This is a genomic window from Hyphomonas pacifica, assembly GCF_000682675.1.
GTDB classification, from domain to species: domain Bacteria; phylum Pseudomonadota; class Alphaproteobacteria; order Caulobacterales; family Hyphomonadaceae; genus Hyphomonas; species Hyphomonas pacifica.
In genome coordinates, this window is the sequence record NZ_AWFA01000035.1 from 1 (window position 1) to 24,389 (window position 24,389).

The following is a 24,389-nucleotide window of genomic DNA, read 5'->3' on the forward strand; positions in this document are numbered from 1 at the left end:
CCGGCGCAGCACATTATTGACCCGCGCCATGGCCGAGACGAGTTCTTCTTGCGTCGAGCTTTCAAGGTCAGGGCCGCGATACTTGAACGTCGTCTGAAACGATCCGTCCTTGTTGAGGACGATACCGGGCGCGACGATTGCAGCCCATGGCAGATAATCGGCCAGCAGCGTAGGGGAGTCTGCATATTCCTTGAGGTTCAGCATGTCATGTTCTCCTTGTGCCGCGTCGAGCGACTGGCGACGGCCATGAAATCCGGATCGCTTCGCGCCATGAAGACGGCGGCGGAATGGCCAAGTACCCAGAGGCAGAGCCCCGGTATCCAAAGCCGGAGACCGAGCGCGAGGGCGGCGGCCAGCGTTCCGATGGCGATGGCTGCGCTGCGCGGCGCGCCCGCCATCAGGATCGGCTCCGTCAGCGAGCGATGAAGCGGGATTTCATAGCCTTCAGCCATTAGACGAGCGCTCCGCCGCCGAAGGAGAAGAAGGTCAGGAAGAAGGATGTCGCGGCGAAGGCGATGGACAGACCGAACACAATCTGGATCAGTTTGCGCATGCCGCCGCTGGTCTCTCCGAAAGCCAAGGTCAGACCGGTCAGCGTGATGATGATGACCGCCACAATCCGGGCGACCGGGCCTTCGATGGATTGCAGGATCTGATCCAGCGGGCCTTCCCAGGGCATGCCGGAACCGGCCGCGTGCGCTGGACCTGCGAGCAATAGACCGATGCCGATGAGAGCCGCGACCTGAGCCGTCCGGTTCACGGCGCTGAATGTGTTGTAGAGCGTCATAGAGTTTCTCCATGTTGGACGAGGGACAAAGAGCGGGAGACAAGCGGGGCGGTGTCATAGCCCTCGCCATTGAAGCCGGTGACGCGGAGCGCTTCCTCGACGCGGCGCTGGCCGCCTGCGCGGCTCATGAACACGACCACGTCGATGGCCTCGGCGATGAGATCGAAGGGCGCGCGGGGCGTTGCTTCCAGCGTCAGCTGCTCAAGTCGCTGGAGCGCGCCGTGTGCGGAGTTTGCATGAAGGGTTGTAATCCCGCCCGGATGGCCTGTGTTCCACGCCTTCAGGAGATCGAGCGCTTCGGCCCCGCGCACCTCGCCCACAATGATCCGGTCAGGCCGCAGGCGGAGGGTCGAGCGCACAAGGTCCTGCAGGTTTGTGGCGCCGCGATGGGTCCGCAGCTGGACGGTATTCGGCGCGGTGCATTTCAGCTCGCGTGTATCTTCGAGGATGACAATGCGATCATCGTGCAGGGAGGGCTCGGTCAGCAGGGCGTTTGTAAAGGTTGTTTTGCCGGATGATGTGCCACCCGCGATCAGAATGTTGTCGTGCGTGGAAACCGCAGCCTTGAGCGCTGTCATTATTGCCGGCGCCAGCGCGCCCTGGTCGACATAATCAGCGAGTTTGAAAGGCGTTGTCGCAGGCTTGCGGATTGAAAAACATGGACTTGTTGAGACAGGTGGGAGGAGCCCTTCAAACCGCTCGCCGCTGCCGGGGAGTTCTGCAGAGACGATGGGGGAATTACGGTTTGCGGCTTCTCCCACGCCGGAGGCGACGAGGCGAATAACGCGCTCGCGGTCTGATGGCGCGAGCCTGTGATCAGAGACGACGACCCCGATACCTGTTGTTTCTATCCAGACAGAGCCGTCCGGATTGGCCATGATTTCGATCGTATCTGGCGCTTCCAGCGCTTCGCGCACCACAGAACAGAACGCGGTGCGCAGCATTGCGCTGCGACGGTCTTCTGTTTCGCTTTGGTGCGCGGGCTTGTCCATTTCATAAGGCTCCTGTCACTCACGTTTCCGAGTGACCAAAGCCTGACAGCCCATGCGATTTTCGGGGAGTGGGACTGCGGGCCATATCCAGCAACGCCCCGCGACCTGCTGCAGATGAATGCAAACGCGAACCTGTAACTATTGCTACAGGTTGCGACTGTAAAAATCCCTCATGAGGAGAGTTTGAATAGTGATCAGATGCTCAAATTATTCCCGTAAGATGCTGTTCATGCATTAAGTAATCTGCGCGTATGAATTCAGTCTTCAATTTCAGGTTGGCACTCATCTTGCTGAATTCCCCTGTGAAGGGAGCTGATGATGAAGACTTTTACCTTGAGTTCAGAGGGCGTCCTGGCGCGCTACGATTACCTTTCTCGCCTGTCGCCTGATCGCTGGGCATGGGAATATGCAAGGCGCAATCCCGACCTCAGACGCGATGCAGAGGCGCGGTCGGACGACGATGTATCTGAAATGAAAGCGCCTTGCGCCGATATTCGTCTCTTGAAGCCCCGCAACCCGCAGCGCCTCGCTCACCGCTGGGGCCTTATGTTCATGCCCGATCCAGACCTTAATGGGTTTGAAGCCGATGCGGTCTGGAACAAGCATGTGTTTCCCGATCAGGTGGAAGTGAACTGCTCACCACGGGCGCCGGGCGAAAGCTGTGATATCTGGGACAGCACGGTTCCAATTTGCCAAATCACCCACATTACCGATTTGCAGGCCCGCGAATTTCTTCTGATCCGCGGCAAGGGCTGCGTCGTGCAGGTGCGCTGCACCGGCGTTTCGATTCTGGGGCTCGAACCTGTTCGGATGAAACTGACCATCTCTGATCTCAAAGCCTATGAGCGCAAACTGAAAGCGCAGAAAGCCGCACTTGCCCTGATCGAGGAAGGCAGCGTGCCCGAGGCGCCGCTCTGGACCAAAACCACGCAAATCCTGCGTGACGGTTTGGTCGCCCTCGATTGTCTTGAGCTTGGCATGTCACGGCGCGAAATCGCCATTGTTCTCAACGGTAAAGCGGCCGTCGATGCCGAGTGGAGCGATGAAACCGGCACCATGCGGGACGCCATCCGCTACATTATCAAAAAGGCGGAGGGGCTGCGGGATGGCGGCTATCTGGTTGAACTTCTCGGCGCACAGCTGGGGTTTAATCAGCGTGCCGCATGAGTGAAGTCTTCACTCATTGCGGGCAAGCTCTCTTAGAACGTCGCTCTTGCAGGTCTGATATGCCCGTCGCCTGAAGTCTCCGCCGCTCTTGAGCCTGGAAGCCGGTGGGATCAGTCCGCACTCGGCACGAACTGCTTCAGCTTCGATGACATCTAATGGTTGGAAAGCTTTTGGGGCCGACGCGCATCCCGCGAGCGAGGCGGCTAAGGTCCCCGTAATGAACAAGTTCCGCAAATTATTCATCGACATACGTAGACTCCTTTTGTGAATGATTGCTTTTCAGTTTTAGTCAGAAACACTGAGCCGCGCTGGCGGCACCCGGGCGTTTGATTGAATTCGGCACCAGAAGATCCTCAGTTTCATCAATGTTCGCGATCCTGGAACGCAAGTAGTCGCAAAGCGTTGAACACGACGATCAAAGTTGAACCTTCGTGAATGAGGACAGCGGGCCCGATCCCGAGACCGAAAAGCGTCGCGGGAATAAGAAAGGCGACGATGCCGAGGCTCGCCCAAAGATTTTGCCGGATAATGCGACTGGTCGCCCGGCTCAATCCGACGGCAAATGGCAGCGTTTCAAGATCATCAGCCATGAGGGCAATGTCAGCGGTCTCAAGCGCAACGTCTGAGCCCGCCGCTCCCATGGCAATACCGACAGTCGCATTAGCCATGGCAGGCGCATCATTGACGCCGTCCCCAACCATAGCGACGCCGCGGCCTTGCTTGAGCGATTTGATCTTGGTGACTTTGTCATCGGGCATGAGATCGCCGAAGGCCTCGTCCAGCCCAACGTCTCGCGCGACAGCATCTGCCACATTCTGATTATCGCCCGAAATCATCATCATGCGGGTCACACCGATGTCGCGCAGCCGCGCTATGACGCTTTTCGCGGCCTCGCGCGGCGTGTCCATCAGACCGATTACGCCCAGATAGCGCTCACCATGGCGCACAATCATCGTTGTGCGGCCATCGGCCGACAGCGAATTGACGCGCTCTGCCAAGTCCTCGGGCACTGGCTTGCCGTCCACCTCATCAAACAAGGCCGATTTGCCGATATGCACAATCTGGCCATCATACATGGCGGAAACACCGCGACCGGTTATGCTCGTAAAATCAGTTGCGCTGTCGGGGATTGATCCGAGGCGCGTTTTCGCATCGCGCACCACGGCCTCGGCCAGCGGATGATCACTCAGCGTTTCAACAGCGGCGCTAACCCTGAGCAAAGTGTCTTCATCGACATCGCCGAAAGGCACAATATCCACTAGGCGCGGCTCGCCCTCCGTCAGTGTGCCTGTTTTGTCAAAGGCGATGGCGTCGAGCCGTCCGAGCGCCTCAAGCGGCGCGCCGCCCTTGATCAACACGCCGCCGCGCGCGGCGCGGGCCACGCCGGAGAGAATGGCGCTTGGGGTTGCAATGGCCAGCGCGCAGGGGCTTGCCGCCACCAATACAGCCATGGCTCGGTAGAAGCTTTCGGAAGCCGTCTCGTCCAAAACAAGGAAGGCCAGCGACGTAACAACCGCCAGAACAATGACGCACGGCACAAATATTCGCTCGAACTTTTTGGTAAAACTCTGGGTCGGTGACTGGCGTGTTTCAGCCTCGCTCACCATGGTGACAACGCGGGCCAGCGTCGTCTCGCCCGACAATTTGGTCACTTCTATATCAAGACTGCCGGACCCATTGATTGACCCCGCGAACACGCGGCTTTCGGCCTTCAGCGCGTCAGGATTAGCAGCTGCCTTTTCGCGGTCAGCCACGGGTCTTTTGTCTACGGGCGCGCTTTCGCCTGTAATGGGCGCCTGATTGACGGCGCTTTGTCCGCTGACCACAAATCCGTCGGCTGGCAAGCGCTCATTGGAACGCACCACAACGACATCGCCGACAACTAACTCGTCAATCGCAATGGTTTCTGTCGTCTCACCCCTACGGACAAGCGCCTCATCCGGAGTGAGATCCGACAAAGCCGAAATCGCATTGCGCGCCCGGGCCATGGCATAGTTTTCAAGGGCATGGCCAATGGCAAACAGGAAGAGAAGAAAAGCACCTTCCGCCCATTCGCCGAGAATGGCGGCGCCCGTAGCAGCCACCAGCATCAGAAAGTCGATCTGAAACTGGCCTTTGAGTATTTTACCCATGGCCTCACGCAGCACGAAATAACCGCCGAAAAAGTAAGCCGCGAGCAGGAAGCCAAATCCGATGGGGTCCGGTAGAAACCCAAGTTTGGGTCCGAGCCAGCCTGCCAGCAGGCAAAGTCCAGCTAGCCCGGCAAAGATGATTTCCGCGCGCGGGCCCACTATACGGCTAATGACATCGCCATGGTCATGACCATGACTGTCAGTGTCATGATCATGATTTGAGTGTTTCGGGGGTGACATAAGCGTCTCCAAAAAAGTGACGCCTTGGCGGATTACACCGCCAAGGCGGAGTGATTTATTCCGCTGGCACAGTTTCGGGGTTGTGCCGTGTTTCCAGTAGCGAATGATGCGAGTCAGGTTTTGGCGAGAACCACCGATGCAATGCCGGCATCACGAGCAGCGTCAGCAGAGTTGAAGAGACAAGCCCGCCTGTGACGACAGTTGCCAGAGGCCGCTGTACTTCGGCGCCGACGCCAGTCGCAAACAGCAAGGGCGCAAGTCCCAAAGCGGTTGTCATCGCCGTCATCAGAACGGGTCTGGCGCGCATCCCAGCCGCATCGATTGCGAGCGCATCCCGGTCCCGCCCGGCGCGGGCGAAATCATCCATGAAGCTCACCAGGACCATCCCGTTGCCAAGTGCGATACCAAACAACGCGATGAAACCAACCGTCGCGGGAACCGAGACAGGCAGGCCTGTAATCCAGAGTGCGAGCGCGCCTCCGGTTAACGCCAGGGGGATGTTCAGCAGTATGAGAATTGCCGATTTAAGCCGTCCGAATGTCAGTAGCAGGATCAGCAATACAATGCCGAGCGTGATTGGTATCACAACTGCGAACCGAGCATTGGCCTGTTGCTGCAATTCAAACTGACCGCCCCAGACAACGCGGTAGCCTGCAGGCAGGTCAAGATTGGCGTCCGTCAGAGCTTGCGCCTCCGTTACAAAAGACCCGATGTCACGGCCCCGCACATTGGATTGGACAGTGATAAAGCGCTCGCCATCCTCTCGCGTGATCTGGCGCGGACCAATCACGGTCTCGATAGTGGCCACGCTTTCCAGCGTGACACGTGCGCCGGTCGGCGATTCCAGCACCAAACGGCGGATGGCTTCGGCTGTATCGCGGCTCTCTTCATGAAACCGCACGACGATCGGGAATTGCCGAACGCCTTCAAACAGAGCGCCGGCTTCTGCGCCGCCGACCGAGGTCCGCAAGGCGTCAAGCGCGTCCTCAACATCGAGACCATACCGCCCGAGGGCCGCGCGATCGACACGCACCACGAGTTGTGGCGCCCCTGTAATCTGGTCAGCCTGAACTTCAGCTGCCCCATCGACCTGTTGCAAGATGGCCTGTAGCTCTTGTGACTTTTTCAACAGGACATCACTGTCCGGCCCGAAAATTTTCACGGCAAGTTCTGCGCGCGTCCCGGTCAAAAGCTCATCAACAGACATCGCGATAGGTTGACCGATATTGACGACAATACCGGGCACACCTTCGAGATTTTCCGATATCGCTGTGCGCAAGTTCTCCGGCGACAAGCCTTTGCGCCACTCCGACCTCGGATTGAGTTCAACAAAAGCTTCCGCACTATTGGTCGGGTCGGCGTGGGCCCCGACCTCACCGCGACCGATTCGGGTCACGATAGACTTGATTTCCGGAAAGGCCGTCAGAAGCCTTTTCTCAACGCGGGTGGTCGTTTCCGCCGCTTCTGTCAAAGAGATAGATGGTGCCATGGTCACGCGGAGTAGAACATCACCTTCTTCAAGCGAAGGAGTAAATTCAGACCCGAGGCGCGATCCGGCCAGTCCGCCCGCTACGAGGAGGATGGCGGCCAGAGCAATCGCCGCCAAACGCTGGCGAACGAAGAATCCGGCGGCTTGGCTGACCGTGCGGGCAATCCATCCCGGACGGTCCTCACGCGGCTTTTTGCTCCGACGCATGACCCCATTTGCGAGCGATGGCGCAATCAGCGCGGCGTAGAACAATGACCCCGTCATGGCGAGCGCCGCGGAGGCTGCCAGAGGCCGGAAGGTTTTACCTTCCACGCCTTGCAGCGAGAAAAGCGGCAGAAAGACGACGATCACCACCGCAACGGCCGCAATTAGCGGCGCTATGACTTCCGCAGCCGAGCGCGCCACAACATCTCTCTGATCGACAGACGGATCGCTTTCCCGGAATCCCCGGTCGACATTTTCTGCGATGACGATAGCCCCATCCACCATCATGCCAATGGCAATGGCCACGCCGCCCAGCGACATGAGGTTGGCACTGATGCCGAGCCATTGCATCGCGATGAAGGCAAAGCCCACGGAAAATGGAATAGAAAGGACAACAACCAGGCTTGGACGCCAGCCGCCCAGAAAGACGAAAACGACCAGTGCGACGAGTAGCGCGCCCTGCCACAGCGCCGTTGTCACCGTGGCGGCAGCTTTGTTGACCAGTGTTCCCTGATCATAATAGGGCACGGCGTTGACGCCTTCCGGCAGGTTTTTGTTGATTTCCTCAAAGCGTGTCTGAACGCGCGCAATCACATCGGACGTATTGGCGCCATAGAGTTTGAGCACCAGTCCCGCGACCACTTCACCTTCGCCATTGGCGGTGGCCAGGCCCTGGCGTACCCCGCCGCCGACAATGATTTCACCGAGGTCGCGTACCCGCACGGGGCGGCCATCATCGACATTGACGACAATTTCCGCAAGATCTTCAACCGATCGCGCCAGTCCGACGCCGCGGACCGTATATTGCTCGGCCCCGATTTCGAGAAATTGTGCGCCTTCGGTCTTGTTGCCGCGCTCAAGGGCGGTCATCACATCACCAATCTGGATGTCGTAAGCCAATAGCGCGTCCGGATCGAGCCTGACCTGATACTGCTTTTCATAACCGCCAAGTGACAGCACTTCGGTGACGCCGGGCACAGTCTGAAGCTGGTATTTGATGATCCAGTCCTGGATTTCGCGCATTTCTACAAGATCGCGCGCGCCGGTCTCATCTTCGAGACGGAAATAGAGAATAATCCCTAGACCTGTTGAAATCGGCCCCATTTGCGGGTCACCAAAGCCATCGGGGATATTGCCGCGCGCTTCGGCGAGGCGTTCACCAACAACCTGGCGCGCAAAATAGACATCCGTGCCGTCTTCAAAATAGATGTTAACGACGGACAGTCCAAAGTTTGAGACCGAGCGCATATGGTCTAGCTTTGGCAAGCCGGACATGGCGGTCTCGATTGGATAGGTCACGTAGCGCTCCACCTCTTCTGGGGCGAGGCCTTCGGTTTCTGTGAAGACCTGAACGAGTGAGGGTGTCACATCGGGAAAGGCGTCAACGGGTAGCGCCTTGAACGCGAATAATCCGCCAAGGGTCATGGCGAGCGCCGCGATGGCGGCGAGCAGCCGCCCTCCGGCGATACGGTGCATTAAATTTATCATATCAAATGTCCTAGTGGCCGTGGCCATCGCCAAAGGCGTCTTTTTCGAGTTGAGCTTTGAGGGTGAAGGCACCGTCTGTCACGACTGCCTCACCCGCCATTAGGCCGGAGCGGATTTCCACAAACCCGCCGGATTTGGTGCCTGTCATCACTGCGCGCGGTGCATAGCCGCCCTCGACAGGGACGAACACGGAAGGTCTGTCTTCAACCAATTGAATGGCTGCTTCCGGTACGCGCAAAACCTGCTCAGATGTGCCAACACTGAGATCGGCCGTGACATACTGACCAGGTCGCAGTGTGCCATCCGGGTTGTCAACGATCACGCGGGCCGTCGCGGTGCGTGACGTTTCGCTGATGACCGGCAAGACAAAGGCAATTGTGGACTGCGCAAGGATTTCACCGCTGTCGGTTTTTAGCGCGACAGGAGCGCCGACGCGAATGCGGGCGATGTCCTGTTTGTAAACGGCAATATCCGCCCAGACGACACTATCGTCGACAAGGGTGAACAGCGGATCAGCGCCGGCATCCCCGGCTGAGACCGTTTCGCCCAGCATGACCGTGCGGCGCACCACCGTTCCGGCAATCGGCGCTGTCAGATAGGCATTGGCATTATCGCCGTCAGCCGCCGTGGAAATGCGCTCCAGTGCGGCATGACTGACACCTGCGGCATGGAGCTCATTTTCAGCCGCGTCACTATCGGCTTTCGCAGCTTCAAATTCCGCCCGCGCGGCTTGCAAATCGGCTTCCGAGGTGATCTTGTCCGCAAACAGTTTTTCCTCGCGGGCCAGCGCCTGACTGGCCAGAGCTTTGCGCGTTTCCGCCGTGAGCCAAGCGGCTTTCAGACCTGCGAGTTCACGGCTCTTGATCAGCGCCAGCGTATCGCCGCGTGCCACGTGATCCCCTTCGCTCGCATAGAGTTTGCCAATTACGCCGCTGACCTTGGGCGAGACATTGGCAACACGATCAGCGTCAAAGCGGATTTCGGCCGGAAGGCTGAGAGATTGCGCAATCGCCCCCTCTGCAACAATTGCTGTTTCAATACCGGCCTCAGTGGCCGCGTCCTGGGTTAGTTTTACAACGTCGCCTTCGGATTCACTATGATCATCATGGCCGTCAGGCTCGCCGTCACTTTCCGCATGATCGTCATGCTCATCATCTTGATCGGTCTCGCCATGGTCATCGTGATCCGCTTTTTCTTCGGCATGATCATCGTGATCATCGTGATCAGCGGTCGCGGCGGAGGTTTCGCTAGCGACCCGATTTGTATCCGGGGTTGCATTGCCGCATCCCGCCAAAATCACGGCCAGAACCATCATGGTCGTTGGCAAAATATGTGTCTGTTTCATTGGAAGTCTCCATTAAACGGGGCGGCACCGATCAGGCTTTTGAGACGCATGAGGTCCGCATTAAGGGTACGCCGCGCGTCAATTACGCTGACGCCTGCCTCGATCAGCCCTTTACGGGTATCGAGCGTTGATGTGAGGTCAAACCGGCCTGCCGCGTAGCCTTCAACAGATGCGTCGTAGGCGGAACGGGCCGCAGGTAGCGCCTCCTGTTCGAGTAGCGTCAGCCGGGCCTCGGCGGCGCGCACCCGCGCGGCGGCGGCCTGTTGCTGCGACCGCAATCTGGCCTCAACGGCGACGGCGCTGATACGTTCGGCATCGGCGCGATAACCCGCTGCGCGAGCGGCGTCGCGGTTACGGTCAAAAAGCGGAATCGGCACGGTGACCCCGACCAGGAGCGCATTGTCGCCGGTCTCTTCAAATTGGCGAACGCCCGCACTAACCGTGACATCAGGAATACCGGCCGCGCGGGCGGCGTCCTGCTCAGCGTCGCGGGCTGTTGCTCCAGCTTTAGCCGCGGCGAGCGCCGGGTGCTCGTCAAGCCCGCGCGTCTTTGAGAGTATTTCACTTTCATCAGACAATATGGCGCGCGGGGGCGCAAAAACCGGCGTTGAGCTTCCCCAAAGCGCGGCGAGTTCATAGCGGCGTTGATCAATTTCAGCGTCTGCGGCAAGTGCGGCGGCTTTGAGTGCAGCCGCATCTGCCTCGGCGCGCGAGCGCTCCGGCGGGGCGGCCGCGCCGGCCTCAACACGTTTCGCAACGGTTTCAGCCAAAGACACGGCGAGATCCGCCGACTCCCGTGCCAGCGCTGCGAGTTCTGTCGCGGCGATCAGGTCATGATAGAGCAGCGCTGCTTCTAGCTCGGTCTCTCTTAATATGACGCGGCATTCGGCGTCGGCGAGCGCTGCCCGCGCCCGCGCGGCACGCTCGCGCTTGGCTCTTTTACCTCCAAGCTGGAATGTCTGCTCAATGGCGAGCGTGGTTTCGGTTTGGTCAAACCCGTTGAGCGGTCCGGTGCCTGAGAAGTTTTCAATTTCCAGTCCGATTGACGGATTAAGACGGCGCCCAGCCTGATCGGCTTCGGCTGCGCTGGCGCGCGTCTCCAGTGCGGCCCGGCGGACATCCGGGGACGCATGACGGATTTGCATGAGCGCCATAGTGAGGGTTAGCGGCGCATCGGGCACGATGGTCGGCGCGCTGCCTGTTGGCCCGTTGCACGGGGCCGCGACCGCTGTGCCTGCAAAGGCAGCCGCGATCAGGACGCAGAGTGCGCCCTGTTTGAATTTTGGCATGGGATATTCTTCCTTGTGATAACCTGAATCGACATCAAACCCACGCGCAAAAGGCGCGGATTCAGAGAGTCAGGTTAGGCACGCGGAGGACGATAAAGACCGTGAGGACCAGCGCGCGGAACGTGCTGGTCTGCGCCGGGGCGAAGCCCCGATGTAGCTGATAAAGCGTAAGAGAAGGTCAGGCTGTTCATACCCACCATATGCAAATGGCATGGCCCGCAGCTATGAGTATGATGTTTGTGGGCCGGACGCTGCTCACTATCATCATTTTCAGTGTCACCGATTTCGGCGGCATGATGCGCTTCAGCGTCTGCGGTCATACAGGCAATCTCTTCAGCGTCCACAGGATGAATATCGGCCGCCGTTGCACCCATACCAAGGGTCACGCTCAACATGAGCGCAAGCCAAAACCTGGCGGTGCATATGACGGTTACAATTTTCATTCGCTCAACGACTATCCAATTTCATTGTCAAAATCATTAAATCTATTCATTTATTTAGTGCGGCTCAGTGTCATGACCCGTCTTTATCGCAATCTCGCTGCATTTAATGCGTTCCCGAATATCGCCCTTGGCATTTCGGGTGACAAATCTATCAGCGTCCAATGTCATAATACTGAGTTCAACAGCGGGTTTTGATTGCCCGCTGGGATCGAGCGGAAAGTCATTATGCGTCATGGCCAGCACGTCGCCGTTGCGGTCCCAACTGCCAATCGCATGGACCGGCCCTTTGGCGCTGAGGAGGACAAGCACGACCCCATCCGATGAAAAATAAGTAATCGGAGCGGTTTCACAGGCGTCACCGTCGGTCCCGCTGGCCCAGGCCCCGAGCGGTTGTAGCGTCTCAGTGAGCGGATCGGCAAAGCTGGCGCAGCTTGCTACGAGCGCTGAGGCGGCCATTGCGAGGCCAACGCGAAGTGAATCGAATTTGATCATGTCGGTTTTATAGCCCCTACAGTGGCTGTAGGGGCAAGCGAATTCTTACATCGACAACTATTAAGCATGGGCCAGATTAATCAGCCGCTATTTTTGTTCAGCATTATCCGTCCGTCGTGGCTTCGTGAGTAACTCAGAGATCAACAGTAAGCCGACACCGCAGACAATCGCGCTATCGGCGAAGTTGAACGCGGGCCAGTGGTAGTTATTGATGTGAAAATCTAAAAAATCGGTCACCGCTCCATGTCGCACGCGATCGACTATGTTTCCGAGTGCTCCACCTGTAATCAGCCCGAGTGCGGTTGCGATCTGGCGATCAGCGGTGCGCCATAACCAATAGAATAAAACCGCGACGATCGATAGAGCGGCTAGAGTAAGGAGCCAGGGAGGCAGGCTGCCTAGAAGACCAAAGCTGATACCATTGTTCTTGAGCCGCACAATGTTGAAGAATGGAAGGACCGTCACACCGTTATCCAGGGCATCAATATTGAGGATAAGTGCTTTAGTGAGTTGATCTATCGCCAGAACGCCCAGACCAATGATGAATCCAATCTTCTGAATGGTCATATTGCGGCTCTGAGGTCGTTGCGTGCATCGCGAATTATTGCCCATGCAGAATGCAGGAATAGCCCGGCGATCCCGACTGCAACCACGAGATCGGGCCAACCGTGACCGAGCCAGGCGACCAAACCTGCTGCCACAATTACGGCCGCGTTCCCGATGGCGTCATTACGTGAAAACAACCAAACCGCGCGGACATTAGCGTCGCCTTTTCGGTGAGGGAGTAGCGGTAAGACGGCGATGACATTTATGACGAGCGCGATGAGCCCGAACATGCCCATCAGGGCAGCGTCAGGTATCGTTTGATTAAGAAGACGCCACACCGTATTCGCGAGTACGCCGAAGCCAAGCAAAGCTAGGAATACGCCTTGAATCATGGCTGAACGAGCGCGCCAGGCAAGACTCCAGCCGATTGCGAGCACGCCGAGGAATGTAATGAGACCATCACCGACAAAATCTAACGCATCAGCTTTTAACGCCTGTGAACCGGCGAAAAAACCCGCGATCATTTCCACAATTCCATAACCAACGTTCAGGAAAATTACGATCCAAAGGGCGCGTAAATACTCCGGATTCTTTTGGGTTTGTGAGGCGGCGGGGCCATCATCGCCTGGCGCAATTCTCTCGAAGCCGTAACCGGTTTTGGCGACGCCAAGTTCGATTTCTGGAAGTTGGGACTCTGAAACCCATAGCGTCATAATATGTGTCGCAGCCGAAACTTTGACGGCTTTTGGGGCGACACCAGCCGATTGAGCCGCCCGTTCGATTTCGGCAGCATCTCGCGCGCAATCCATTCCTGATACCCGGTAACGAAACGGGAGCGAAGTGTCGGAGCCTGCTGTTGGGGAGGTAGATGTTTTGCTCATGACAATGCTCTCAATTGAGAGACTACACGTATGCTTTGTCGTTGTTCCATTCAGTCTCGCCCATCCAAATTTATCGGGAGGTGCTTTCAATAATGGAAGAGAATTACCATCTACAGTCACTGTAGGGTCAAGCGGTTTGCTCAAAAGGTCGAAAGCCGCTCATGCGCATCTGCGATGCATTCGCTATGATCATTGAGCGTTGAAATGATCCGACACGTGTCAACCCGGCCGCCCTCGCAGCACGTAATCATCCGTTTGAGCTCCGCCTCAAGCGCTTCAAGCTGCGTCAGGCGTTTGCGCACATCTGCAAGCTGTTCACGGGCTATCGCGTCCACGGCCGTGCAATCCTGATCCGGCTGAGTTTGCAGATCAATCATTTCACGAACGGCCTCCATCGGAAAACCAAGATCACGGGCATGCCGTATGAACGACAAACGCTGCACGGCCTCATCGCCATATAGCCGTTGGCCGCTCGAACTTCGGTCCGGCTCGCCCATCAAATCAATCGATTCATAATAGCGTATGGTTGTCACTTTCACGCCCGCCGCTTTCGATAAACGACCAATGGTCATCTGCGTCATTCCGGGCTCCAAAGAAAAGTCTTGCCTCTATAGTCGCTGTAGACTGTAGGGTTTCTTCGAGAATCGTCAATGGGGAATAGGATTAGAAGATGTCGGGTTGCTGTGAGGACAAAACATTTGATGGGGTTTCGCCTGCTTATAAGCGGGCTCTGATGGCCGTCATCGCCATCAATGCGGTCATGTTCTTTGTTTGAAATGACGGCGGGGATAATGTCGGGCTCTCAGGCCCTCAAAGCCGACGCACTCGACTTCGCAGGCGATACGGCGACCTACGCGCTCAGCCTCTTCGTTATCGGGGCGAGCCTGAGGACGCGGGCGCTTGCATCGCTGATCAAAGGCGCCTCGCTCGCAGCGATCGCGATCGCCGTCCTCGGCATGACCGTGTTGAGGGTCATGAACGGCGCGCCGCCGGAAGCCGCAACCATGGGAGTGGTCGGCTTTCTGGCACTGTCCGCCAATGTCGCGAGCGTGCTGATACTGCTGCGCTGGCGCGACGGCGACAGCAATGTGCGTTCGGTCTGGCTCTGCTCGCGCAATGACGCCATCGGCAATGTCGGCGTGATCGTCGCTGGCGGGGTTGTCGCGCTGACCGGAACGGCCTGGCCGGACCTGCTTGTCGCCGCCCTTCTGGCGGGCCTGTTCCTGAAATCGGCGAGCGCCATCACGCTGCAGGCCCTGCGGGAACTGAACACAACCGGCGCGTCGCATGCGACTCCGGTCGAATCGTCCTCATGAGCCTGCGCATTCCACCTCTTGTTCAGGTCCTGATCTGCGGTGCGATCGGCTGGGGACTGTCCTCTGTCACGCCTTTTCTGGCGTTCGAAGGCGTGTGGCGTTCTGCGGCGGCGTTGCTTTTCATCGCTGCTGGCATGGCCATTCTGGCGCTCGCGCTCGGCGCATTCATCCGCGCCCGCACAACCGTCAATCCGCTCGCCCCTGAAGAGGCTGCCACGCTGGTCACCACAGGGCTTTACCGCATCAGCCGCAATCCGATGTATTTGGCCATGGCGGCCATTCTGACAGGCGGCGCGTTTCTGATGGGCAATTTGTCCGCTTTCGTAGCTCCAATTCTCTTTGTCTGGCTGATGACTGAGTTTCAGATCAAACCGGAAGAGCGCGCGCTGCAGGCGAGATTCGGTGAAGCGTTTGACGCCTACCGTATCCGCACGCGGCGATGGATTTAGGAGGCGCGCCTGTGTTCAATACACCCCTATGGATGGAATGGCTGGCGTTCGGATTGTCAGTGTCCGGAGCGGCAGCGATCTTTTCGCTGTGTGCGGTATCGCTGTTCCGACGCGATTTTCAGTTTTTTCCGCCTCCGGAAAAACGGAGCTGGCAATACCGGACGTTCTGGGCCTTTTTTCGTTTGTTTCTATACCCGCTTGTTGCGCTCTCCATCCTCGTTTTTGAGCCGGCGGAGGATGCGGGGGCCATGGCCCGGCAAGGTGTCGGCGGCGTGCTGGCGGTCACGGGAATTGGCCTTGCCTTCTGGATCTCAATCCAGATGGGATGGCGCAATGCCTTCGGCGAAGCGCGGGGGCTGGTGACAGATGGCTGGTTCCGTTTCAGCCGCAACCCGATCTATGTCGTGACCTGGCTTGGTCTGCTGGGCTGGGGGATCATCTTGAACGATCTGCGCGTAACGTTTCTGCTGTCTTTATGGGCAGCGATGTACTGGCTCGCTCCGAGGATAGAGGAGCCCTGGCTGGAACGCCAGTATGGGGATGAGTATCGCGCCTATAAGCAGCGAACGCGGCGTTTTTTCTGAGGGCGGTGTTCGGCTGTTCGACCAAGGAAAGGGCGCCCCGGCCTTCGCCGGCCGGGCTGGCGTGAACCAGGCCATCGCTGCGCGCCGTCCCGGCCCTTCGGGCTTTCATCCCTGGCGCAGTTTTTAAGCAGTGTTGTGAAGGATTCGGTCGGCGCTGGCGCGCCGGCATGTTTGCTTCTTTTTTCCCTCTCAGGCGGGGGCGGAGGCGCGCATGCCAGATGGCGGCGCTCCCGGAAGGGGGGCGGCGTCTTGAAGATCGTCTATGTGCCTGCGGCCTCCTACCTGACCCCTTCCGCTCACGCCTGACGCCATCTGGCCAGCGGCCTCTCACCGCCCCCGCCTTGCGGGAAAAAAGCGGGGGTCAGAGGAGGCAGAGATGGCGCAGCGCCGCAGACAACGAAACACGCGGAAAGACCTTTATTCAGAGGTCACGGATAACATCATCGCGGAACTGGAACAGGGGCGCGCGCCTTGGGTGCAGCCTTGGGGCGGGGTGGAGGGGGCTACTCCGCTTGGCTTGCCCGAGAATGGCGCGACGGGCAGGCGCTATTCCGGAATCAATATTCTGCTTTTATGGGGCGCGGCGATTGAGCAAAGCCGTTCCTGTCAGACATGGCTGACCTTCAAACAGGCGCTGTCACTTGGCGGGTGTGTTCGCAAAGGCGAGCGCGGCACGACGGTTGTTTATGCCGACCGCTTCACCCCGAAAGCCGAACGGGAACGTGTGCGCGAGACGGGCGAGTCGCCGGGCACGGTGCCGTTTCTCAAACGCTATACCGTGTTCAATGCAGACCAGTGCGACGGCCTGCCCGAAGACCTGACCGCCAACGCGCCCGACTTGCCGGAGCGCGAGATTATCCCCCGCGCCGAAGCGCTGATTACAGCGACGGGCGCGGATTTCAGGATTGGCGGCGACCGCGCTTTTTATTTGCCGTCCAAGGATTTCATTCAGGTTCCGCCGCAGCCTGCTTTCTTTGACCAGATCAATTATTACCGCACTTGCTTTCACGAGCTGGGCCACTGGACAGGGCATCCCTCACGCCTCGCCCGCGACTTAAAGGGCGCATTCGGCACCAAGGATTACGCCCGCGAGGAATTAGTGGCCGAACTCGCCAGCGCGTTCATTTGCGCGGATCAGTCCATCATCCCGACCGTGCGGCATACCGACTATATCGCCTCTTGGCTGGAGGTGCTGCGCGAAGACAAGCGCGCCATCTTCCGCGCAGCGTCCCTCGCATCGAAAGCCGCTGATTACATTCTCGCCTTTGCCGCGCTGGAGCCGGATAGGACCGCCTCGGCGATGGAGGCGGCGGCGTGAAGATTTATCCGCCCTTTCGCATCAGCCGACTCGATGCCGCCCTTGCATCGCTTGACGTTCAGGACATTGGCGCATGGGCCGTGCTGGTCTGCGGCTGTTTCCACATTTTCGAGAGCGAGGGGGCGGCGCATCGCGCCTACCGCCTCTGGCTTGAAAACCGCCCCGTGCGCTGACGCGCGGGGCATCCCTCAAAACTGCACATCATGAAGGAGGCAACGCCATGCAGTTAAAACATATCCCCATCACCGACATGAAAGTGTCCCGGCTCAATATGCGCCACGGGCGCAAAGCGCCGGACATTTCCGATATCTATCCGTCGATTAAATCGCGCGGCGTGTTGCAGACCATGCTGGTGCGCAAGGAAGGCAAGAAGTTCGGCGTCGTCGCCGGACGCCGCCGTTTCTTTGCGCTCAAACGCCTCGCCAAGGAAACAGACAAGGCGCAAATAGCGCCTTGTCTTGTGATGCAATCCGGCGATGACATCGCCGCGCTGGAAGCGACCTTAGTCGAGAACACCACCCATCTGCCTGCCGACGAGTTTCAGCAATATGAAGTCTTTGCCCGGCTCGCTTCAAAGGGTGAGACCGTCACTGCGATTGCCGAGCGGTTTGGCGTCACCGAATTGATGGTGCGCCGGGTGCTGGCGCTAACCGCGCTCACCGATGATGTGAAGACGCTGTATCGGGCCGAAGTGATCGACAAGCGGACGCTTTACGCCCTGACGCTCGCCACCCAAGAGCAGCAAGAAGAATGGTTGAAACGCCTGCAATCTGACGATGACTACGCCCCGCGCGGGGAGCAGCTGAAAGACTGGCTGACAGGCGGCGGGCGTATCACGACCGACAAGGCGCTGTTCGACTTAGGCACCTATGACGGCACTGTTCTGACCGACCTGTTCGGCGAGACCGCCATTTTCGGGGACGCCGACCTGTTCTGGACGAAGCAGAATGACGCCATCGCCGCGCTAGCCGAGCGCTACCGGAATGAAGGCTGGACGGAAGTCGTTGTGCTGGAGCGCGGCGCGCATTTTCTTAGCTGGGAGCATGGCAAGCGCAGCCGGAAAGAGGGCGGCAAGGTCTATATAGAGACCCGCCATGACGGCTCTGTCACCGCCCATGAAGGCTATTTGCCTTCAAAGGACATCGAGAAAATCGAGCGCATCCTTGGCCGGGGCGGCGATCGCGAAGACGGCAAGCCTGCCCCAAAACCGGAAATGTCCGGCCCCTTGGCAGAGTATGTCGCCTTGCACCGCCACGCTGCTGTCAGGGCAAGCCTCTGCGATGCGCCCGGCGTCGCGCTGCGCCTTGCCGTCGCCCATCTTGTCACGCGCTCGGATAACTGGCGGGTGGATGTGGAAGGCCAGCGCACACGGAAAGAGGCAACAGCGGAAAGCCTCGCGGCTTCGGCAGGCGAGGCAAAATTCGCGGCGCATCGCGCCAAGGCGAAAGCGCTGATTGGGCAGGATGACCAAGACGGTTCGCTGGTGGCGGAGAATGCTTTTCGCGCCGACCCTTGCGAAACCTTCGCCCGGCTTCTGGCGCTCAGCGATGAAGAAGTCTTGCACATTCTCGCCGTCGCAATGGGAGAGATCTTGCAGGCGGGTTCAAATGCTGTGGAAGCCGCCGCGCATGTGACGGGCATCGACTTCGCCGCGCTCTGGTCGCCCGATGAAGCGTTCTTTGACCTGCTGCGCGACAAGCGCGTCATCAATGAAATGGTCGCCGAGATTGCCTCGCCATCCACCGCGCGGTCGGTGCTGACCGACACGGGGAAGGCCCAGAAATCGGTTATCCGCAACCGGATCGCCGGGCACGGGTGCGACCCCGACCCGGACTGGCGGCCCCGCTGGATGCGTCAGACGCCATCCTCTTATCTTGACGGCGCGTCCTGTCCGCCCGCCGAAGCGTGGGAAACCGTCAGGGGTCTGTTCGAGGGCAGTGATGATACAGCCTCACCCGAAAACCCGGAGACGGAGACAGCCATCGCCGCCTGACACGCCTCCCGTCAGCGGCATGGTTTGAGACCGTCCGGCTTATCTTGCCGGGCGGTCTTTTCCTGTTCGTAACGCGGATGGAAAGATACGACTCAACATGGATGTTTCCTTACAAGTTGCCCTGTCTGTCCCCGACAGATAGGCCGTGGCCGCCAGTTCCAGACACCTTTTGCCCTGCACGAAAGACGCCCCGAGCGGCCCCGTTTCCTTGCCTGACCTGGACGACCGCCTGCGGGCCATGAAACCGCCCATCGCCAGAAATTTCCTCTGCGGTTCGGTCTGAAGAAGACCGAACGCGCATTCACCGCGAAACAAATTTCAGCCGCCGGGCGGTGCTCCGCTTCGCTGCGCCCCATCCGGGTTCAGACCCGCCGCCGGCCGTCCCTTTTCGGTCAGCGTCAACGGAGCCATCGGGGCTCCCGCGACAAAGCCAAAAGGAGATATGAAAATGGCTAACGCACTTGGATATGTCAGCGAAACAGACACAGGCTTTGAAGGCGCACTCGCCATGATGAGCCTCAACACGCCGATCCGCATCGTCAAGAATGACGAAAAGACCGCCGACAAACAGCCCGATTTCAGGGTCTATGCCGGAGAGAAAGGCTCAGATATCGGCGGCGGATGGGTCCGCACCGCGAAGTCTTCGGGCCGGGAATATGTCTCACTCACCCTCGCAGACCCGATGATCGGCCCGCGCAAAATCTATGCGAACCTGGCCCCGGTCAAAGACACAAATGGCCGTCACGTCATCCTCTGGAACCCACAGGGTTAGACGCCGAAACAATACCCAAGACGCCGCCCCGGAGACTGACTCCGGGGCGGTTTTTTTTATGCGTCTTCCTTGGTTAAAACGCCGGGGAAAAATGCTGACGGCGTATTTTCCCTCTGCAAAAACCCGCAATCTCCACCAATCCTTTCGTCTTGAAAGCGATGAAAGGACACTGCGTATAATGACAAAAAACAGACGAAATGAGCGCCGCGATGATGGCTGGCCGGAGCTTTTAAGCGTTGAGGAAGCGGCAGAGTTTCTAAGGCTGAAACGCTCAACCCTTGACCATTATCGCTGCGAAGGACGAGGGCCGATTTACCGCAAACATGGCGCGCGGGTGTTCTATCCGAAGCCCGATCTCATCCGCTGGTCAGAACGCAATTCCTATGCGTCGACCTCCGAACGTCTGCAGAAACCGGAATGAAGACGCGCACGCTCTGGATGACCGGATTGGCCGCTGGTCTTGTCCTGTTCGGTTTGGTTTTCGATCCTGCCGACCGCCTGATCTGGAACCGCACGGCGAGTGCCCCGACAGGGCTTTACTGGCTGAGCGACGCGCCCTTCACCCATGGCCGATGGGTCGTCGTCTCCAGCCAGAGCATGCAAGCGACCTGGGCTCAGCAACATGGGTTTGTCGGCGAAGACTGGCCGCTTTTGAAACAGATTGCCGGAGTTACCGGCGATGAAATCTGCCGGACCGAACGCGATATTCTGATCAATAATGAAGTTGCGGCGCAAGCGCTGACGGTCGATTCCAGTGGCCGAAACCTGCCTGTCTGGGACGGCTGCATCCGGCTTCAGAGCGATGAAGTTTTCCTGCTGACGCCGCATCCGGCGTCGCTTGATGGCCGATATTTCGGCCCTACAAACCAATCAGATCTCGATGGCGTCGCCATCCCCTTATTCAGAGTCAGGGCCTGACAGGCTGCAAGCGGATGCAAAGCGATACAAGCACATGCAAGGTAATCAAAAGCGAACCCGGTAGGGCGAGATTGAAGCTGTGGCACCACATGCCACCTAACGCCTTGTCTGCACATCTCTTTTTTGGAACCCTTTGCACAACATTGCGGTGCACGGGTTTCCGGCAAGTCTCAGATTTATCGAGGGTTTTTCGGGTGCACGGGCCGGAGGCCGCACTATGAGCGAGGAGACGCCCTTTACCCCGCGCCTCGGGCGGATCGGCGATCAGGGAAGAGGCTCAGGACGGCGGGCCTCACGCAAGCTGCGCCGGGCGATTGCGAAGCTGCCCAAGGCGACGCGGGCAAGCTTCACAGGCGCGCGTTCCGGAGCAGGTCGCGCCGCCGGCACGCGCGGGCTCAAGACCGGGCGTCTTTCACGCCTGCATATGCGCCGCGTCGTGGTGAAGGTTCATATCGCGCGCGGCGGGCGCTCCGGGTCCGGCCTTTACCGTGCCCATCTTGGCTATCTCCAACGCGACGGTGTGGACAGGTACGGCGAAGGCGGCGTGCTCTATGATCGGGAGAGCGACAGCGTCGATGCGCGGGGTTTCCTTGAGCGCAGCGAGCAGGACCGGCACCAGTTCCGTATCATCGTCTCACCGGAAGACGGCGCGCGCCTCGGCGATCTGAAAAGCGCCACCCGAGAACTCATGGCGCAGATGGAGCGTGACCTCGGCAGGCGTCTCGACTGGGTCGCCGTCGATCATCACAATACAGGGCATCCGCACACTCATATCGTCATTCGCGGACGCGATGCGCGCATGCGCGATGTGGTGATCGCCCGCGACTATTTGATGAACGGCCTTCGCGAAACCGCCGAGGACCTTCTCACGCAGCGGCTCGGTCCGAGGCGGGCGCTGGAGATTGCGCAGGCGCGTGAGAGCGAGGTTAGCCAGGACCGCTGGACCGGGCTTGATCGCGAGATCGAGGCGGCGCTTGAGGGCGGGCGCATCGAGCTTGATGTCGCGAGCGGCAGCGCGGCGCGGTTCGACCGCGCGGTGAAGCTGAGGCGGCTGCGGCATCTGGAATCCCTCGGCCTTGCAAGGCGGCTCGATGAGCGGGTTTTCGAGATGAAGTCCGGCTGGCAGGACAGACTCAAACGCGAGGCCCGGCGGGGCGACATCATCCGCACGCTCGCGGCGGAATACACGCGACAGGGACGGGCCGTATCCTTCATCGAGGAGCTGAAGCTCGGTGCTGACCCGATCCGGGGACTTGTGAAGGCCTATGGTCCCGAGGATGAGCTGCGCGACACGCGCTTTCTGCTGGTCGAGGATTTTGATGGCCGGATATGGCATGTCCCGGCAGGCGCGGTCGACATGGCGGCGCCGCCTGTTGAAGGCGCAGTGGTGGAGCTGAGGCGGGCAAGCGCCATGGCGCGCCCCTCCGACCGGGCCATTGCGGCGGTCGCGGAGGCTGCGGGCGGCGTCTGGTCGCAGGAGCTGCATGCCCGCCACGATCCGGGCTCGAAATCGGATTACCGGCTCTCCCTGAAACGCAGGCTCGAAGCCCTGCGCCGGGCCGGGATCGGTGCGCGGCTTGCCACCGGCGAATGGCATATTGGCGAGGATTTTCTGGAGCGGGCGGCGGCGCATGAGGCGCAGCGCGCAGGCGGGGTCCGACTTGCTGTCCTGTCCTGGGTGCCAGCCGAAGAGCAGGTTCGCTTTCGAGGTGAGACCTGGCTCGATCGGTCGACAGATGCGGAAGCGCCAGCCGAAACGCAGATCGGCACGCTCCGGGCACAGCGACAGGCATGGCTCCGTGAGCAAGGCTACCTTGGCGAGGGGCAGGACCGCCTGTCAGACGATCAGCGTGCACGTCTTCGGGTCATGGAGCTGACACGCGCCAGCGCCGCGATTGCGGCGCACACCAGCCGTGAAGCAGTCACGGTTCAGCCCGGCGACGGGTTCGAAGGCACGCTCGAAGGCCATGTCGATCTCGGGGCCGGACGCATGGCAATTGTCGGCAATGCCAAGGAGTTCACCCTCGTGCCCTGGCGCGAGGCGCTCGGTCGACAGATCGGCCGTGAGCTGAGCATCCAGCGAACAGCGCGGGGCCTCTCCTGGAGCCTCGGCATGGAGCGAGCACGGGGCTTGTCGCGCTGACTCCTTGCACGCCTTTGCAGGGCGTTGCGCGCTTTGGCGCGCTTTGCGGCTGGGCGCACCCGCCCGCGCGCGACCATTCTGGGAGCCTACAAAACCTGCTCCCGGAAGGACCCGCCATGACCGGCACGAAAATCCTCATCGGCCAGATCGCGGTGGTGTTTGCGCTCATCATCGGGGCGGTCTGGCTCGCCACTCAGATGACGGCAGAGGCTCTGGGCTTCCAGCCTGCGCTCGGCGCGCCCTGGTTCTTCGTCGGCGACGCGCCGGTCTACAAACCCTGGCGGCTTTTCCAGTGGTGGTATGCCTATGAGGCTTATGCGCCGGAGGTCTTCGCGCGGGGCGGCCTGATCGCCGTTTCCGGTTCGGCGCTCGGATTTCTTGCGGCGATTGTAGGTTCGGTCCTGCGCAGCCGCCATGAGCGCAACGTCACCACTTATGGATCGGCGCGCTGGGCCAATGGTGCAGACCTCAAACGCGCGGGGCTTCTGGGAGAGGACGGCGTGTTCCTTGGGCGCTGGCGCGGGCGGTATCTGCGCCATGCCGGACCCGAGCATGTGATGGCCTTTGCGCCAACCCGATCCGGCAAGGGCGTTGGGCTCGTTGTGCCGACGCTCCTCTCCTGGACCGGCAGCGCGGTCATTCATGATATCAAGGGCGAGAACTGGGACCTGACCTCCGGCTGGCGCGCGGGGTTCTCGCGCTGCGTGCGGTTCGATCCGACCGACGGGAAATCTCCCCGTTACAATCCGCTGATGGCGGTCCGGCGCGGCGAACACGAGGTGCGCGACGTCCAGAACATTGCCGACATTCTCGTTGATCCCGAAGGCTCGCTAGAGCGGCGCAATCATTGGGAAAAGACCGGGCACGCTTTGCTCGTCGGCGTTATCCTGCATGTGCTCTATGCCGAAGCGGACAAGACCTTGTCGGGGTGCGCGCGGTTCCTGTCCGATCCGAAGCGCTCTTTCGCTGTCACGCTGCGCGCCATGATGACAACGCCGCATCTGGGGGAGCGCGGCGTTCATCCCATCGTGGCGCAGGCGGCGCGGGAACTTCTGAACAAGTCGGAGAATGAGCGTTCCGGCGTTCTTTCCACCGCGATGAGCTTTCTGTCGCTCTATCGCGATCCGGTCATTGCCGAAGTGACGGCCAGTTCGGACTGGCGCATCGAGGATCTTGTCGGGGCCGGTGAGCCCCTGTCGCTCTATCTCGTCGTTCCGCCCTCGGACCTGTCGCGCACCAAGCCACTGATCCGGCTCATCCTCAATCAGATCGGACGCAGGCTGACAGAACAGCTTCCGGACAAGGGACAGAGGCAGCTTCTGCTCATGCTGGACGAGTTTCCGGCGCTTGGGCGGCTCGACTTCTTCGAGAGCGCGCTCGCCTTCATGGCGGGCTATGGCA

General features: G+C 59.6%; 24 protein-coding genes and 1 pseudogene. 12 read left to right on the plus strand and 13 right to left on the minus strand.

The features are described 5' to 3' along the window. The 4 genes from HY2_RS11650 to trbB all read right to left on the minus strand — a co-directional run. On the minus strand, positions 1–204 hold a 204-nt coding region (locus HY2_RS11650), incomplete at its 3' end, for a hypothetical protein (protein WP_034827828.1). Continuing rightward, a complete protein-coding gene (locus tag HY2_RS11655) occupies positions 198–452 on the minus strand; it encodes a VirB3 family type IV secretion system protein (protein ID WP_034827831.1) in 255 nt (84 codons plus the stop codon). The genes HY2_RS11650 and HY2_RS11655, both read right to left, overlap by 7 nt. After that, complete coding sequence (locus HY2_RS11660; protein WP_034827833.1) at positions 452–787, minus strand: TrbC/VirB2 family type IV secretion system protein; 336 nt, start codon at positions 785–787, stop codon at positions 452–454. Before HY2_RS11660 ends, HY2_RS11655 begins: the two co-directional genes overlap by 1 nt. Next, a complete protein-coding gene (gene trbB / locus HY2_RS11665) occupies positions 784–1,779 on the minus strand; it encodes a P-type conjugative transfer ATPase TrbB (protein WP_034827834.1) in 996 nt (331 codons plus the stop codon). Before trbB ends, HY2_RS11660 begins: the two co-directional genes overlap by 4 nt. 315 nt (positions 1,780–2,094) lie before the next feature. Between trbB and HY2_RS11670 the strand changes: the two genes are divergently transcribed. Continuing rightward, a complete protein-coding gene (locus HY2_RS11670; protein ID WP_034827835.1) occupies positions 2,095–2,946 on the plus strand; it encodes a DNA -binding domain-containing protein in 852 nt (283 codons plus the stop codon). Between the two features lie 362 nt (positions 2,947–3,308). Here the strand turns inward: HY2_RS11670 and HY2_RS11680 are convergent, their stop codons facing one another. The 9 genes from HY2_RS11680 to HY2_RS11715 all read right to left on the minus strand — a co-directional run bounded on the left by HY2_RS11680 (position 3,309) and on the right by HY2_RS11715 (position 14,076). Then, positions 3,309–5,318: a heavy metal translocating P-type ATPase gene (locus tag HY2_RS11680; RefSeq protein WP_034827836.1), complete on the minus strand. Its 2,010-nt coding sequence runs from the start codon at positions 5,316–5,318 to the stop codon at positions 3,309–3,311. Between the two features lie 55 nt (positions 5,319–5,373). Beyond that, on the minus strand, positions 5,374–8,499 hold the full coding sequence (locus HY2_RS11685) for an efflux RND transporter permease subunit (RefSeq protein ID WP_034827860.1): 3,126 nt from the start codon (positions 8,497–8,499) through the stop codon (positions 5,374–5,376). A 10-nt stretch (positions 8,500–8,509) separates the two neighbouring features. Further along, on the minus strand, positions 8,510–9,844 hold the full coding sequence (locus HY2_RS11690; RefSeq protein ID WP_034827838.1) for an efflux RND transporter periplasmic adaptor subunit: 1,335 nt from the start codon (positions 9,842–9,844) through the stop codon (positions 8,510–8,512). Beyond that, positions 9,841–11,133 carry a TolC family protein gene (locus HY2_RS11695; RefSeq protein ID WP_034827840.1) on the minus strand — a complete coding sequence of 431 codons (1,293 nt, stop codon included), beginning with the start codon at positions 11,131–11,133 and terminating at the stop codon, positions 9,841–9,843. The genes HY2_RS11690 and HY2_RS11695 overlap by 4 nt, the downstream gene beginning before the upstream one ends. A 74-nt stretch (positions 11,134–11,207) precedes the next feature. Continuing rightward, positions 11,208–11,528, minus strand: a complete 321-nt coding sequence (locus HY2_RS17325; RefSeq protein ID WP_146617204.1) for a hypothetical protein — start codon at positions 11,526–11,528, stop codon at positions 11,208–11,210. A gap of 102 nt (positions 11,529–11,630) precedes the next feature. Then, positions 11,631–12,068 carry a hypothetical protein gene (locus tag HY2_RS11700; RefSeq protein ID WP_034827842.1) on the minus strand — a complete coding sequence of 146 codons (438 nt, stop codon included), beginning with the start codon at positions 12,066–12,068 and terminating at the stop codon, positions 11,631–11,633. 87 nt (positions 12,069–12,155) lie between these two features. Next, positions 12,156–12,635, minus strand: a complete 480-nt coding sequence (lspA, locus tag HY2_RS11705) for a signal peptidase II (RefSeq protein ID WP_051594959.1) — start codon at positions 12,633–12,635, stop codon at positions 12,156–12,158. Further along, entirely contained in the window at positions 12,632–13,423 is a 792-nt protein-coding gene (locus HY2_RS11710; RefSeq protein ID WP_112061941.1) for a cation efflux transmembrane domain-containing protein, read from the minus strand. Before HY2_RS11710 ends, lspA begins: the two co-directional genes overlap by 4 nt. A 212-nt stretch (positions 13,424–13,635) precedes the next feature. After that, the gene (locus tag HY2_RS11715) at positions 13,636–14,076 is read right to left on the minus strand and encodes a MerR family transcriptional regulator (protein ID WP_051594960.1); all 441 of its coding nucleotides are present in this window, start codon (positions 14,074–14,076) and stop codon (positions 13,636–13,638) included. Positions 14,077–14,165: 89 nt separating this feature from the next. Between HY2_RS11715 and HY2_RS11720 the strand changes: the two are divergent. The 11 genes and pseudogenes from HY2_RS11720 to traG form a co-directional block, all read left to right on the plus strand. Continuing rightward, positions 14,166–14,811 (plus strand): annotated as a pseudogene (locus HY2_RS11720) (cation efflux transmembrane domain-containing protein). Next, positions 14,808–15,260 (plus strand): methyltransferase family protein, encoded by a 453-nt coding sequence (locus tag HY2_RS11725; protein ID WP_034827847.1) that lies wholly within the window; start codon positions 14,808–14,810, stop codon positions 15,258–15,260. The pseudogene HY2_RS11720 and the gene HY2_RS11725 overlap by 4 nt, the downstream one beginning before the upstream one ends. 32 nt (positions 15,261–15,292) lie before the next feature. Beyond that, complete coding sequence (locus HY2_RS16840; RefSeq protein ID WP_051594961.1) at positions 15,293–15,844, plus strand: methyltransferase family protein; 552 nt, start codon at positions 15,293–15,295, stop codon at positions 15,842–15,844. A gap of 376 nt (positions 15,845–16,220) precedes the next feature. Then, positions 16,221–17,162, plus strand: a complete 942-nt coding sequence (locus tag HY2_RS11735) for an ArdC family protein (protein WP_034827849.1) — start codon at positions 16,221–16,223, stop codon at positions 17,160–17,162. Further along, positions 17,159–17,335: a hypothetical protein gene (locus HY2_RS17330; RefSeq protein ID WP_155836552.1), complete on the plus strand. Its 177-nt coding sequence runs from the start codon at positions 17,159–17,161 to the stop codon at positions 17,333–17,335. Before HY2_RS11735 ends, HY2_RS17330 begins: the two co-directional genes overlap by 4 nt. Before the next feature lie 47 nt (positions 17,336–17,382). Then, a complete protein-coding gene (locus tag HY2_RS11740) occupies positions 17,383–19,155 on the plus strand; it encodes a ParB/RepB/Spo0J family partition protein (RefSeq protein WP_051594962.1) in 1,773 nt (590 codons plus the stop codon). A gap of 448 nt (positions 19,156–19,603) precedes the next feature. Further along, positions 19,604–19,927: a DUF736 domain-containing protein gene (locus HY2_RS11745; RefSeq protein WP_034827870.1), complete on the plus strand. Its 324-nt coding sequence runs from the start codon at positions 19,604–19,606 to the stop codon at positions 19,925–19,927. Between the two features lie 178 nt (positions 19,928–20,105). Further along, complete coding sequence (locus HY2_RS11750; RefSeq protein ID WP_051594965.1) at positions 20,106–20,348, plus strand: helix-turn-helix domain-containing protein; 243 nt, start codon at positions 20,106–20,108, stop codon at positions 20,346–20,348. 17 nt (positions 20,349–20,365) lie between these two features. Next, a complete protein-coding gene (locus tag HY2_RS11755) occupies positions 20,366–20,845 on the plus strand; it encodes a S26 family signal peptidase (protein WP_162173286.1) in 480 nt (159 codons plus the stop codon). Positions 20,846–21,062: 217 nt separating this feature from the next. Continuing rightward, the gene (locus HY2_RS11760) at positions 21,063–22,988 is read left to right on the plus strand and encodes a DUF3363 domain-containing protein (protein ID WP_034827853.1); all 1,926 of its coding nucleotides are present in this window, start codon (positions 21,063–21,065) and stop codon (positions 22,986–22,988) included. A gap of 116 nt (positions 22,989–23,104) precedes the next feature. Beyond that, a partial coding sequence (gene traG, locus HY2_RS11765; protein WP_034827855.1) for an IncP-type conjugal transfer protein TraG occupies positions 23,105–24,389 on the plus strand: 1,285 nt, incomplete at its 3' end.

Bases quoted from the DNA above. Each gene is read 5' to 3' on its own strand.
- HY2_RS11725 (WP_034827847.1), top strand. From the start codon at position 14,808: ATGAGCCTGCGCATTCCACCTCTTGTTCAGGTCCTGATCTGCGGTGCG.
- HY2_RS11710 (WP_112061941.1), bottom strand. From the start codon at position 13,423: ATGGATTGCGCGCGAGATGCTGCCGAAATCGAACGGGCGGCTCAATCG.
- trbB (WP_034827834.1), bottom strand. From the start codon at position 1,779: ATGGACAAGCCCGCGCACCAAAGCGAAACAGAAGACCGTCGCAGCGCA.
- HY2_RS16840 (WP_051594961.1), top strand. From the start codon at position 15,293: ATGGAATGGCTGGCGTTCGGATTGTCAGTGTCCGGAGCGGCAGCGATC.
- HY2_RS11760 (WP_034827853.1), top strand. From the start codon at position 21,063: ATGAGCGAGGAGACGCCCTTTACCCCGCGCCTCGGGCGGATCGGCGAT.
- lspA (WP_051594959.1), bottom strand. From the start codon at position 12,635: ATGACCATTCAGAAGATTGGATTCATCATTGGTCTGGGCGTTCTGGCG.
- HY2_RS11690 (WP_034827838.1), bottom strand. From the start codon at position 9,844: ATGAAACAGACACATATTTTGCCAACGACCATGATGGTTCTGGCCGTG.
- HY2_RS11695 (WP_034827840.1), bottom strand. From the start codon at position 11,133: ATGCCAAAATTCAAACAGGGCGCACTCTGCGTCCTGATCGCGGCTGCC.
- HY2_RS11670 (WP_034827835.1), top strand. From the start codon at position 2,095: ATGATGAAGACTTTTACCTTGAGTTCAGAGGGCGTCCTGGCGCGCTAC.
- HY2_RS11680 (WP_034827836.1), bottom strand. From the start codon at position 5,318: ATGTCACCCCCGAAACACTCAAATCATGATCATGACACTGACAGTCAT.
- HY2_RS11660 (WP_034827833.1), bottom strand. From the start codon at position 787: ATGACGCTCTACAACACATTCAGCGCCGTGAACCGGACGGCTCAGGTC.
- HY2_RS11715 (WP_051594960.1), bottom strand. From the start codon at position 14,076: ATGACGCAGATGACCATTGGTCGTTTATCGAAAGCGGCGGGCGTGAAA.
- HY2_RS11655 (WP_034827831.1), bottom strand. From the start codon at position 452: ATGGCTGAAGGCTATGAAATCCCGCTTCATCGCTCGCTGACGGAGCCG.
- HY2_RS11755 (WP_162173286.1), top strand. From the start codon at position 20,366: ATGACCGGATTGGCCGCTGGTCTTGTCCTGTTCGGTTTGGTTTTCGAT.
- HY2_RS11750 (WP_051594965.1), top strand. From the start codon at position 20,106: ATGACAAAAAACAGACGAAATGAGCGCCGCGATGATGGCTGGCCGGAG.
- HY2_RS11740 (WP_051594962.1), top strand. From the start codon at position 17,383: ATGCAGTTAAAACATATCCCCATCACCGACATGAAAGTGTCCCGGCTC.
- HY2_RS17325 (WP_146617204.1), bottom strand. From the start codon at position 11,528: ATGTTGAGCGTGACCCTTGGTATGGGTGCAACGGCGGCCGATATTCAT.
- HY2_RS11735 (WP_034827849.1), top strand. From the start codon at position 16,221: ATGGCGCAGCGCCGCAGACAACGAAACACGCGGAAAGACCTTTATTCA.
- HY2_RS11745 (WP_034827870.1), top strand. From the start codon at position 19,604: ATGGCTAACGCACTTGGATATGTCAGCGAAACAGACACAGGCTTTGAA.
- HY2_RS11700 (WP_034827842.1), bottom strand. From the start codon at position 12,068: ATGATCAAATTCGATTCACTTCGCGTTGGCCTCGCAATGGCCGCCTCA.
- HY2_RS11685 (WP_034827860.1), bottom strand. From the start codon at position 8,499: ATGATAAATTTAATGCACCGTATCGCCGGAGGGCGGCTGCTCGCCGCC.